Source organism: Chryseobacterium edaphi (assembly GCF_025628985.1).
Taxonomy (GTDB): Bacteria; Bacteroidota; Bacteroidia; order Flavobacteriales; family Weeksellaceae; genus Chryseobacterium; species Chryseobacterium edaphi.
In genome coordinates, this window is the sequence record NZ_JAOTEM010000006.1 from 39,949 (window position 1) to 52,156 (window position 12,208).

Here is a 12,208-nt window from a genome sequence, read left to right on the forward strand (position 1 = left end):
TTCTGACCAATTAACCAATTAATGCTTATAGAAATGAAAAAAATACTTTTGGGATTTGCTTTGACTTTGTCGACTTTGTCGTTTGCTCAGCAATATCCAAACAACGGGTACAATGATGGCTACGGAGATAATGATGGCTATTACTCTGATCAGGATGATCAAAATTATTTCCCGGATGATTATTATTACAACTATCCTCAGGATTATTACCCACAGGATTATTATCAGAGTTATTATAATGATTATAGAAACAGTATAGTCAATGTAAACTGGAATGTATTTTTTCAGCAAAACAGACTCAACCGTTGGCAAATTGATCAGATTTTATATCTGAATAATCTGTACTCAAGTTTTTCTAACTGGAATAACTTTTACAGATACAATCCAGATAGATGGTACTACGACAGATTCTATGCAATGGAAAGAATTTTGGGACCGAGAATATTTGTAGTTTTTCAAAACAATTATTACCGAAGACAAAGCCCGATTGCATATTTCCAGAATTACAGAAGAACGTATTACACGCCAAGATTTAGGGTGATGCCTCGTTATAGAAATGTCAATATTAATATCTACAGAGTTGACAGAAACAGCTTTAGAAGAAATGATAATCCGACATTAAATGTAGTGAGAAATTCAGGATTCAGAAATGGAAATAATAACAACTCTGGCGGATTCAGAAATCAGAACAATGGAGTGAGAGGAGATAACGGAGGTTTTAGAAATTCTGATAATGGTGGGGTAAGAAGCAATGGAGGAAATAATGGAGTACGAGGAAATGATAATGGAGGATTCAGAAACTCAGAAAATGGTGGAGTAAGAAGTAATAATGGAAACAATGGAGTGAGAGGAAATGATAATGGAGGTTTCAGAAATAACAATACTGGTGGAACAAGAACTCCTGCTCCAAGATCTGAGAGTAATGGAACAAGAGAAAACGGAGGTTTCAGATCTCAGCAGAGAAACGAAAGTTCAAGTCCAAGAAATCAGAATAGTGCTCCAAGACAGCAGAATAATAGAAATGAAGGAAGAAGTTCAGGAGGATTCAGAAATGGTTTAGTAAGTAATTAGATAGTTATTTTCATATATTATATTTGAGTGGTGTGGAGATCGGGTTTTATTACCTGATCTCTTTTCATTTTTCGTAATTATTTAAATATTAATATAAAAATTTAACAAAATTTGTGAATTTAACATTTAACTTACCTTAAAATTACATATCAAATAGATATAACAAACCAATTAATTTAAACGAAATGAAAAAATTAGTATTATCAATAGCGCTTATCGGAATGGGAAGTTTTGCAATGGCTCAACAAGTTCCTCAGGATAAAAAGGTGAACAGAGAAGAAATGAAGCAGAAGATGCAGCAAAAAGAGCAGGAAAGAATGGCTGAAATGCAGAAAGAACTGAATCTTAACCAAAGCCAAATGGCACAAATCAAAGATCTTCACGAAAAGAGAAAGTCTGAAATGAAGAACAACTTTGAAAAAAACAAAGAACAGAGACAGGCAAAAATGGAGGAGATGAAAGCGAAAAAACAACAGATGGATAATGATATGAAGAAAATCCTTTCGCCTGAACAGTACGATAAATGGCAAGCCGGAAGAAAAGCAAAAATGGAACAGAGAAGAGCGATGATGAAAGAAAAAGGTGTAAAGGGAGAAGGAAAAATGAGACATGGTGGTTTCAAACCCGCTCCGCAACCGCAAGTAAACTAATAAGTTTATAATTTTGATTTTTTAATGTTATGAGGGTAGAAGCAATTCTGCCCTTTTTATATTAAATCTAAATTTTGCTAAAACTTTTCGTTTAGCCTTTTAATACGTATTTTTGACTATAAATTTTTTATTATGGTAAGCGAAAAAATTGCACAACTCATCAACGAACAAATAGCTCACGAGCAATATGCTGCTCAATATTATCTTTCAATGTCTGCATGGTTTTTTGCGAAAGATCTTGACGGGATTGCCAATTACTTCAGAGTTCAGAGCAAAGAAGAATTGATGCACGCAGATAAAATGTTTGATTATCTGAACGATGTAGGCGGCGAAATTATCATCGGTGAAATTGCAAAACCGCCACACATTTTCGAAAATGCAGTTGATATTTTCGAAAAAGCTCTGGAGCACGAAAAGAAAGTGACAAGAAGTATTTTTAACATCGTAAAAAATGCAAACGACGAAGGAGATTTTGCAACAACTTCTTTCTTACAATGGTTTATCAACGAGCAGGTAGAAGAGGAAGCAAGTGCATCACAGTACGTAACTAAAATCAAAATGGTTTCCGATAATCCTTCAGCTTTATATCTTTTTGATCAGGAATTGGCAACAAGAGTTTTTGTACCGGATACAAACGCATAATCATTTTTCTTAATAGGATAAAGTTTCGGCGGCACCAAAGGTGCCGCCGAAAATATTTATTATTAGATAAGTCTTTTTGAATTAGAAATAATAAGTTACCCCAATTCTGTAAACATCTCTTCTTGCTTCGTAATAAGTTAAAACTAATTGATCAAACTGTTTTGTGAATCCTTTTGAGAAAGTTCCTTCTACCGTAAAATGATTTGATATTTTATAATCTACTCCTATATCTCCACTAATTCCGAGTCTTCTCCTAAAATAATAAGAATTATTATACTGTTCATCAGGAATGTAATTCAATTTTGGACCTACAAGTAGTGTAAATTTTTTGTAAAAATTATATTTAAAATAGACAGGTAACTCAATAAAAGTGACAGCTTCGGTAAATGATACTGTGGGTGTTACTTGTAGATAAGATTTTGTTGAAATTTGTTTTTCGATTACTAAACCACCATAAACTTCATCAATAATACCGCTCAAATAACCCGATGGATTTCCATTTTCATCTACTGCATTAACATTGGAGTAATTCCAGCCTGCTTTAATTCCAAACTTTAGAGGATAATTCTGAGAAAACATCATTCCTGTAATTACGATACAAAGAATCTGACTAAATTTCTTCCAAATTCTAATATCAGCATTAATATACTTCATCTTAAAAATAATTTCTTTTTTGTTTGTGTTTTTCTACAAATAAATCAACTGCGTTTTCAAAACCTTCATTCCCAAACTTTCCAGCACAATTTTGTAGGTTGTAATCTGTTTTTCGTTCTTTTCAGATTCCTGTCCGGTTTTAAAATCAACAATGATACAACCTTCATCACTTTTCAGAATGCGATCAGGTCTGTAAATTTTACTGATACCTTTCTCTGAAATCATAATGTCTTTTTCATTGATCACTTCCCATTTTTCGTCAAAAAATTCAGAGTGTTTATTGATGATTTCTTTTAAATCATGATAAATTTCTTCCCTTTCATCTAAAGTAATCTGACCTTCCAAAAGATAACTTTCGAGAACCTTATGAATGTCTTTTTCAGTATTTATTTTTGAAAGCAACTCATGAACGAAGATTCCTGTACGTACTTTTTTATTTCGCTCCTGATAAGTTTTTGACGGCGTTGCGATCTTTATTGATGTGCTTTTTTCGTGCTTGTTATTCAGATTCTGGATGTCTTTCGTTTTGTAAGAAGAGCTTTTATGTTGGCTGTGTTTTTTCAGCATTTCAGGATCTGTTTTGTATAAATCAAATTCATCGAGATTTTCAGTGTTTTTTGATTGAATGAATTCTAAAATCTCAAGATTATTTGAAGTTTTATTGGCTTTCTGAAGGTAAAAGAAAAGTTGTTCTACAGGTCTTGTCGTGGCAACATATTGCAGACAAAGCCTGTCCACAAAATTTTTATAAGAATTGATTTTATTAAATTTTTCAATTTCAGGATCGTAAGCTTCAAGACTTTTATTAAACTGATTAATGTTCACAGATTTCAAAGCTTCATCGTCATCTGTATCAAACCAATTATTAAACTGGCTGTCAGAATTTTTATTTTCCAAAGGAATAAAAACAATAGGAAACTCCAATCCTTTTGCTTTATGAATTGTCATGATCTGAATAGCATCAATATTTTCTGAAGCCTGAATCGTATGCTTAGACGCCTCTTCGTCCCAATATTTTAAAAATTCTTTTGTACTTGCACCGGCGTTTTGGGTAAAGTTGAAAAGCATTTCCAGAAAGTTAAGAAGAAAGTCGGTCTCCTTGTTTTCTACTGCAAATTCGTTGATGTAATATTCAACAAAATTGTAGAGATTAAACTTTGGGAAATTATCCTGCTTCAGCTTTAAAGCATATTTATTTTGAATAAATTCTAAAATTTCCTCGTGTGAAGCAATCGCAAGAATTTCTGTGATATCAAAACTAAAATCTGTCATAGTAATTCTACCCAAACGGTTCAGGTAAAACATGAGCATAATCAGATGAGGTTTGTTCTTCGGATTGGTTTCCCATCTCAAAAACTGGATTACCGCTTGTAAAGTATTTGATAATTCTAAAGTCAGGCCTTTATCGGAAATCGTTTTAATATTGGTAGATTCGCCTTTATAATTAACTTTCAGATTTCCAAGTTTCTGAGAATAGCTGAAAATATCAAAATTTCCACGACACAAAATCGTGATGTCAGAAAATCTGAATCCGTTATCAATACATTCCTGAATGTCTTTTTGCATTCTGTCGGAAACATCATTGTAAAAATCTTCTTTGGTGAGATTTTCAATAAGATTCACTTTTACGCGGCCGTCAATTTTAGATTTTGAATTTTGCTCGGCATCAATTCCGAAAATATTTTTATGCTCTTCTTCAAGATCATTAGAGTGAAATTGATAGAGTTCATTATTAAACTGAACAATATTTTTTGCACTTCGCCAATTTTCTTTTAGAACCAATAATTCAGCGTCTTTAGGCGAAATTTCTTTTTTGTTAATAATATCAAGCATCAATTTGCTTTCTCCACCACGGAAACGATATATACTCTGTTTCGGATCTCCAACCAATGTGAAAGATGTGCCATCTGTAGAAACACTGTGGTTTCTCAATGGAACAAAATTCTGCCATTGCAACTCTGAAGTATCCTGAAATTCATCAAAGAAATAATGCTGAAACTGTGAACCTACTTTTTCATAAATAAAAGCAGAAGGCTCATTTTTTAAATTTTCATTAATCAGAATATTAAATTTCGATAGTAAAACCAAATCATTCTCTTCCTCAATTTTTTTCAGCTCATCCTGAATGTCTTTATTGACTTTTAACGGAAGTAGCGCAGAAAGAATTTTTTCTTTTTTCTGAGTTTCAATAAATAAAAGAATCAGCTGCATTCTGTTTTCTAAAAGTTGATCGAGAATTTCAAAAATCTCATTTTCTTTATGTTTTGACTTTGCTGCAGCTCCTTTTTGGATATTATTTAATGCACTTTCTTCGTTTGTTGGGAAAGGAAATCCCGGTCTTTCTTTATGCAAGAATCTCTTGATTTCGATAAAAAATAATCCTAGTCCATTTTTTTTACCACCAGAAAAATCGTCAATTTCAATATTTTTTGATTTAAATAATTCAATCGATTGTTCTGCAATTTCTAAGGAACGTTTTTTGTTGATGACAATTTCTTTACGAAGCGTATTTTTGATGTCTTCGTATTTGCTGTCGTCAAAACTTTTATTGTTTTTAAGATGCTCGTAATGAATGTCTTTTACAAATTCTTTTGCAGAATCATAAAGGTTTTTATTTAAATTAATCTTCTCGTTATTATCAAGACTGTAATCCACATAATCCATAAACGAATTGGAAATACTATCGTTTTCACCAATCTGATCAAGCATTTTGTCAACGGCTTCAATCAGAAAAGGTTCTGCATCAATTTCCAGATTGAAATTTTTAGCTAAACCTAATTCGTAAGAAAAACTTCTCACTAATCTTGAATTAAAACGGTCAATTGTTCCAATGTTCAAAGTAGAGTAGTTGTGAAGAACGTAATCCAATAGTTTTTTTGATCTGAAATGAAGTTCGTCAAGTGTGATTTTTAGACCTTCGTTTTCAAATGCAGTCTGAATGTTTTTCAAATCTGCATTTTCAGCATAATTCGCAGCGGTAAAATTTCCCAGCCATGATAAAATTCTTTCTTTCATCTCATTTGCTGCTTTATTGGTAAAGGTCAATGCCAGAATATTCCGTATCGAATGCTGTTGGTAAGGATATCGTAAACAGATCATCAGAAGTCTCTGAACGAGCGCATAAGTTTTTCCGGAACCGGCTGAAGCATTGATTACTGTGTAAGAATTCTGCATGATGAGAAAGAATTGAGACTGCAATTTAATTAAAATTTAAATGGAATTTTAACAATATCGAATAGGTTTTTAACAGTTTAAAAAAGAAAATTTCCAAAAAATGTATTAAAAGCGTTAACTGTGGTTAAACTTCTCAGAATGTATAAAAATTACTTTAGTTTTGCTTCATAAAACAATATTCCGTGAAATGTAAACTACTATTTATCTTCTCATTATTTTTCTTCGTTAGTATCAATGCCCAGGAATTTATTTTTGGCAAAGTAACTTCTGAAGATAATATGGAAATGCTTGATGTCACTGTTGTCAATATTCGTACGGATGAGCGGGTTACAACCAATCGTGACGGTCATTTTATGATTTCCGGAAGACAGGGTGATAATCTTCGTTTTATCAAAAGTGGTTACGACAGAGTAAATACAAATGTTACCAGAGCAAATATCACTTCACCGATTAATATTAAATTAGTAAGAAGCGCACAACTGATTGATGAAGTCGAAATCAAAAAAGCTTTAACCGGAGATTTAAAAGTAGATACCAAAACATTGAATCCTCCAAGAAAAGTTGAAAAACTCAAAAGTGATTTAGCGGTTTACATGAAACAAAAATCTGATCCGAGAATTCTTGCTGCCAAACCCGGCGAATTTGTACAGCCAAAAGGACAGGGATTTATGATCGGAAAAGTTAAAAACAAATGGGACGATGTAGATTTCATGAATTATATGGTTACTGCTTTGGGATATCAGTATTTTAATGATTTAAAAATAGAAAATTCTCAGGTTCAGCATTTTATTTATTATGTTTTGGCAGGAGGTTTTGAGCGAAAAAGTATTTTAAAATACGGTTTTGTCAGTGATGCCGATTTAATGAGATTTCAAAGAGCTGTTTTAAACAGAATCTCTACTTATAAAGCACCTCAAACACAAAAGTAGGAGGTGATGAAATTCTATTTCACAAAAGTATTCTTTATCAGTCTTGCTTTCTTATCTTTTAATATCATTTTTTCGCAGCAAAAGATTTCAGGAAGAATATTGAGTGAAAATGATATGGTGATCGGGAATGTTTTGGTGGTAAATATTTCAAATGATAAAAAAACGTATAGTGATGCCTCCGGAAAATTTGCAATTGAAGCTTCTGTCAATGACGAAATCAGGTTTTCAAAAGCCGGTTATGAAAGGTTTTCTAAAAGGATTTTTGATTATGATTCTTCGTTAAATATTATCCTAATCAGAATTCCAGAGGAAATAAAAGAAGTTGAAATTCTGAATCTCACAGGAAATTTAAATAAAGATTCTAAAAGACTTGCCAAAGAAGATAAAGTGGCAAAACTACAAAAAGATATTGGTCTTCCAAGACCGCCGGAAGTCGCACGGGAAAAGGCACCTGAACTTTCCGATGCATTCGTGATTGGTTTTCCTATGGCTGCAATCAATATTGATGCTTTGTACAAAGTAATCAGCGGAGATGCGCGCAGAATGAAAAATCTTTACAAGTTTGAAGATTTGCAGAGACATCTGAAATGGGTGGTGAGCAGACTTGATTCTGATTATTTTACAAATCAGGGAATTGCTGAAAATCAGATTCGTGAATTTTTACAATTTGCATTTCTTGAAAACCCAAGAACATTAGAGTTTGTAAAAGCAAAAAATATTAACGGAGTCGTTTTCGAGATTGAAAAAGTGATTCCTAAATATATTGAAAGGGTGAAGTCTCAAACAAAAAACAGCACTAAGTGAAAACTATTTTTACCAAATTTCTTATCTGTTCTTTTTCTTTAATTTTTAAGCAAATTTTTTCCCAGCAGAGAGTTTCGGGAAAAATTACGGACAATCATCAAATAAGCATAGGTTTTGTTTTGGTTTTTAACGTTTCAAAAAATCTGAAGTCTACAAGTGATGTTTCGGGAAGTTTTACAATTGAAGCAGCGGAAAATGATGAGTTGCGATTTGTAAAGGAGAATTTTTACCGTACAGACAGAATCATCAAAAAAGAAAATTTAAATTCCCGGATGAATGTAATTCTTCTTCGGATAGAAACTTTAATTCCGGAAGTATCGATCAAATATAAGCCAACAGGGAATCTTGAGAAAGATATCAAATATTATAGCGATTCAAGAAAAGTGGCCTCGTTAAAATCGTCTATGGAAGATTATATGAAAACTCCTATGAGTGAACCTGTTCCGATTAATGAAATTCCAAAAACATTTCAGGGGCATGATTTTCAGGCAGGTCATGTCAATTTACTGAATGTTTTCGGTGAAGCTGTGAGACTCATCAAAAAATCTTCAAAGCCTAAAATTACAGCACCAACTTATGTGGAAACACAAAGTTTTTTAGCAAAAATAAAAACAGAACTTGATTTGAGTTTTCTAACACGATATGGCATGAATGAGGAGGGAATTGATCATTTTCTTTTATATGCAGAACGGGTAAATCATCTTTCAAAAAGATTTAGAAAAGATTTCAAACCTGATGAAATTGAGTATGAACTGAAAACTGCATTTATAGAATATGCTAAACTGAATAAATTAAGTCAATAAAGGTTAATGATAAATCACATCGTAAATCTCATCTTTTACTTCTACAAGATGTTCCGGATGATAATTGGCTAAAAGCCACAAAGCAAGAGGCTTTTTTCCTTCACCATAACTTGGCTGAATGTACATTTCATCGATCAGATGAAAACCATTTCTTTGGTAAAACGAGAAACGTCGTTGAGAATCTTCATTAAGATGTTGTGGTTCGATTTCAAGAATGATTTTCGGATGATTTTGAAATAAATAATCTGTAATGTGAGAACCCAATTTCTGATTTCTAAATTCAGAGAAGACTTCAAAATGTTCAACAAAAACAAAACAACTCAACTCCCAAAGAATAAGATAACCAATGTTTTCAGTTTCATTTAAAACGGAAATTACTTTTACCTGCGGATGCTCAAATAGCCGCACAAATTTGTACCAGTCACGTCTTTCATCTTCGGGAAAGCTCGAAGCGTAAGAGTCGTAAATTTGCTGCACACGATAATCATCAGGCGAGGTGATCTGTAAAAATTCCATAATTATAAATCAAAGACACTCGGTCTTCTGGTAATGAAAATATCTTTTATCCAAAGTGTAAAAGCGAGACCAAGATAAATTAAAAAGAAAAATCCTGCGGTTGCAAAAGTTGAATAAATGAAGAAAACACGAAGTTTAGAAACCGGAATTCCCAATTTGGCACCCATCCTTGTGAGTACTCCAAACCATTCTCTTTCCATCTTGTGACGCAGATTGCTAAACATGATTGTCTTCTTTTAAAATTTTAAATCCTATGCTGCAATTTAAGCAATTTTTTGCTGTGCAGTAATTTTTGTAGTGATAAATCAAGCTTTGAGTTTGTAGTGCGGTTTTTACTTTTAAACCTGAATTTTTCCAGCCATCAACAATTGAGTTTTTTTCAGCGGAAATCTGTCTGTAAAAAGTCAGAATTTCATCTGCAATTTCTTCATGATGATTTTTGTGGTAATGATATTTTAAAGGTAAAACAGTATTTAAAATAATCAGCTCAATAAAGTCTTTAGATACAATTTTTAGTTGGTCAACCGGCGAAATCTTTCCAAAATTAAAGTGATTATCCCAATATTCGGATGCTTTTGTATTGCTGAAAATCTCCATCAGTTCATCAGAATTTTTAGCATTAATAATCTTTGAAAATAAATTTTGATGCTGATGATAAAGATCGGCGAGTTGTGACAAACGGATTGTTGGAAAATTTGGTGGCCGTAATCTTAAAAATTTCGGACGGATTACCAAATCGGAAATACCAAATTTGGCCTTGAGGAAATCAAATTCTCGCTTCCATATTTTCATTTGTTCGTCTTCTGGTTTTTCAAGCCAACCGGAAATACCAAATAATAAAGATTCTAATTGTGTTTTGTTTTGTCGGATTTTACCAAAAACTGTAAAATCAATACTTTCTGCAATTTGTTTAAATAAATTTGCATTCACCTTCAACCCGAAAGAGTAGGCAAGACTATGGAAGAGAACGGCTTCGTAATTATTTTTGTGAATTTCAAGATCTTTTTCAAGCTCAGAAGATTTCTCTTCAAGTTTTTTCAGTAAACTTTCTTCATAAAAATCAATCTGAATTTTATCAGGATTAAATAGATCTTCACAGGGGATAAACTGAGTTTCTTTTAATAATTTCTCGTACTTTCCATAAATACTCTGATCAATATGATTTCGTAATTCAAGAGTCGGAATATTCTTGTTTTTAAATTCCTCAATGTCTGCATCATTTTGATAAACGACGTGAAGAATGATATTTTGATAGTTCGGATCTTTTGAATGATTGTGAAAAATCCAGTCGGATGATTTTACGTGAAGCTCAATATTGCCGGCAAGAATGATATTGTTGATCTTAATCTTTGCCATCAGAAAATCTGGTCCGGAATCTGTGTTCCACGTTCCGTAATCTAAAATTTCGATGGGATTTCCTTTAAGATCTTTAAAATTGTAAATAGTAAATATTTTAAAATTCCACAGATATTGCAGCAGTTTTTCGTTCATCGGTTGTGTTTATTGCAACTAATGTAAGAAAAATTAAATTTTAAATGTCGCTTAAATTGAAATTCATAAAATATTTATAATTCTATTTCCGGAAAGTTTCCTGCACCCTCGCAACAGACTTTCCGGAAGCAGGGAAAGTCTCTCGCACCCCTGCAAGGTGCTTTCCGGAACCTCCGAAAGCTTCCTGCACTCTGCATGAAACTTTCGTGAAGTCCCGAAACATTGCTGCACACTGCAGGAAGCTTTCGGGGAATTTGTAATTAAAAAACCTTTTCAGCGTTTTAAACGCTGAAAGGGTTGATTTGCTCAATATAATTATGATGCTTTAAGCTTTAGAAAATTCTTTGTTAAAGTTTGCAATCGTAGTTGTATACATTTCTTCATAGATAGGAAGAATATTTTTCAGGTCAAATTTAATCGCCTGTTCTTTAGCGTTGATTTTCATTTGAGCTAATAATTCTTCGTTGCTAAGAAGCTTAATCGTGTAATTGCTCATCGCTTCCACATTTCCAATTTCTGCTAAAAATCCTGTCTCACCCTGAATGTTGACTTCAGGAATTCCACCTGCGTTGGAACTGATGACCGGCGTATTTGCAGCCATCGCTTCCAATGCTGCCAAACCAAAGCTTTCCTGCTCAGAAGGAAGCAAAAACACGTCTGAAAGTCGTAAAATTCTATAAAGATCATTTACTTTACCCAAAAGACGGATTTTCGAAATCAATTCCGGATTTTCCTCCAAAAACTGGTTCACTTTTTCCATATCCGGTCCTTCACCGATGATGATTAATTTAGACTTAACTTTCTTTTCTACACTTTTGAAGATTTGAAGAACTTCCTCAACACGTTTTACCGGACGTAAATTGGAAACATGAATCAGGATTTTTTCATCAGCACTTGCAAATTGGGTTCTCTGACATTCATTAAGTTCATCAAATTCGGAATTGTCAATGAAATTGGTGATGACCTGAATCTCTTTTTTAATATGAAAAAACTGCAGCGTATCTTTTTTCAGACTTTCGGAAACGGAAGTTATCGCATCCGACTGATTGATTGAAAATTCAACGGCATGTTTGTAGCTAGGATGCTGTCCAACCAATGTAATATCTGTTCCATGAAGTGTTGTTACCAGAGGAATATCGTTATTGTCTTCTTTCAGCATTTGCTTTGCCGTAAATGCTGCATAAGCATATGGAATTGCATAATGTGCATGAAGCAGATCTAATTTGTAAAGATTTACAACACGGTAAATCATCGAGCTCAATGCAATATCATACGGTTGATATTGAAAAAGCGGATAGGTCTGAACATTTACTTTGTGAAAGAAAATATTCGGATTGGTAATATCTAGTCTTGCAGGAAGTGCCGAACTGATGAAGTGTACCTCATATCCTTTGTTGGCAAGAGACATCCCGAGTTCTGTTGCCACGATTCCGCTTCCGCCGTATGTTGGGTAGCAAAGTATGCCTATTTTCAT

13 protein-coding genes are annotated in these 12,208 nt (G+C 33.1%); 6 read left to right on the top strand and 7 right to left on the bottom strand.

What is annotated here, in order from left to right:
- Nucleotides 1-33 precede the first annotated feature (33 nt).
- The 3 genes from NZ698_RS17950 (at nt 34) to NZ698_RS17960 (ending at nt 2,363) form a co-directional block, all read left to right on the top strand.
- Complete coding sequence (locus NZ698_RS17950; protein WP_263004623.1) at nt 34-1,071, top strand: hypothetical protein; 1,038 nt, start codon at nt 34-36, stop codon at nt 1,069-1,071.
- A gap of 185 nt (nt 1,072-1,256) precedes the next feature.
- Nucleotides 1,257-1,721, top strand: a complete 465-nt coding sequence (locus tag NZ698_RS17955; RefSeq protein ID WP_263004624.1) for a DUF4890 domain-containing protein — start codon at nt 1,257-1,259, stop codon at nt 1,719-1,721.
- Nucleotides 1,722-1,853: 132 nt separating this feature from the next.
- Nucleotides 1,854-2,363 (top strand): ferritin, encoded by a 510-nt coding sequence (locus tag NZ698_RS17960; protein WP_263004625.1) that lies wholly within the window; start codon nt 1,854-1,856, stop codon nt 2,361-2,363.
- Nucleotides 2,364-2,444: 81 nt separating this feature from the next.
- Here NZ698_RS17960 and NZ698_RS17965 read toward each other — a convergent pair whose 3' ends face one another.
- Together NZ698_RS17965 and NZ698_RS17970 are read right to left on the bottom strand one after the other, a co-directional pair.
- Nucleotides 2,445-3,017 (bottom strand): outer membrane beta-barrel protein, encoded by a 573-nt coding sequence (locus NZ698_RS17965; RefSeq protein WP_263004626.1) that lies wholly within the window; start codon nt 3,015-3,017, stop codon nt 2,445-2,447.
- A 33-nt stretch (nt 3,018-3,050) separates the two neighbouring features.
- Nucleotides 3,051-6,191, bottom strand: a complete 3,141-nt coding sequence (locus NZ698_RS17970) for a UvrD-helicase domain-containing protein (RefSeq protein WP_263004627.1) — start codon at nt 6,189-6,191, stop codon at nt 3,051-3,053.
- 182 nt (nt 6,192-6,373) lie between these two features.
- Between NZ698_RS17970 and NZ698_RS17975 the strand changes: the two genes are divergently transcribed.
- From NZ698_RS17975 to NZ698_RS17985, 3 genes are read left to right on the top strand one after another with little or no spacing between them, the layout of a single operon-like run.
- Complete coding sequence (locus tag NZ698_RS17975; protein ID WP_263004628.1) at nt 6,374-7,120, top strand: carboxypeptidase-like regulatory domain-containing protein; 747 nt, start codon at nt 6,374-6,376, stop codon at nt 7,118-7,120.
- Nucleotides 7,121-7,126: 6 nt separating this feature from the next.
- Nucleotides 7,127-7,924 (top strand): carboxypeptidase regulatory-like domain-containing protein, encoded by a 798-nt coding sequence (locus NZ698_RS17980; RefSeq protein WP_263004629.1) that lies wholly within the window; start codon nt 7,127-7,129, stop codon nt 7,922-7,924.
- Nucleotides 7,921-8,727: a hypothetical protein gene (locus NZ698_RS17985; RefSeq protein ID WP_263004630.1), complete on the top strand. Its 807-nt coding sequence runs from the start codon at nt 7,921-7,923 to the stop codon at nt 8,725-8,727. Before NZ698_RS17980 ends, NZ698_RS17985 begins: the two co-directional genes overlap by 4 nt.
- A 3-nt stretch (nt 8,728-8,730) precedes the next feature.
- Here the strand turns inward: NZ698_RS17985 and NZ698_RS17990 are convergent, their stop codons facing one another.
- The 5 genes from NZ698_RS17990 to bshA all read right to left on the bottom strand — a co-directional run bounded on the left by NZ698_RS17990 (nt 8,731) and on the right by bshA (nt 12,208).
- Complete coding sequence (locus tag NZ698_RS17990; RefSeq protein ID WP_263004631.1) at nt 8,731-9,243, bottom strand: GNAT family N-acetyltransferase; 513 nt, start codon at nt 9,241-9,243, stop codon at nt 8,731-8,733.
- Between the two features lie 2 nt (nt 9,244-9,245).
- Complete coding sequence (locus NZ698_RS17995; RefSeq protein WP_263004632.1) at nt 9,246-9,467, bottom strand: PspC family transcriptional regulator; 222 nt, start codon at nt 9,465-9,467, stop codon at nt 9,246-9,248.
- Nucleotides 9,460-10,734: a DUF2851 family protein gene (locus NZ698_RS18000; RefSeq protein WP_263004633.1), complete on the bottom strand. Its 1,275-nt coding sequence runs from the start codon at nt 10,732-10,734 to the stop codon at nt 9,460-9,462. Before NZ698_RS18000 ends, NZ698_RS17995 begins: the two co-directional genes overlap by 8 nt.
- 82 nt (nt 10,735-10,816) lie before the next feature.
- A complete protein-coding gene (locus tag NZ698_RS18005) occupies nt 10,817-11,044 on the bottom strand; it encodes a hypothetical protein (protein WP_263004634.1) in 228 nt (75 codons plus the stop codon).
- 15 nt (nt 11,045-11,059) lie between these two features.
- Nucleotides 11,060-12,208: an N-acetyl-alpha-D-glucosaminyl L-malate synthase BshA gene (gene bshA / locus NZ698_RS18010; protein ID WP_263004635.1), complete on the bottom strand. Its 1,149-nt coding sequence runs from the start codon at nt 12,206-12,208 to the stop codon at nt 11,060-11,062.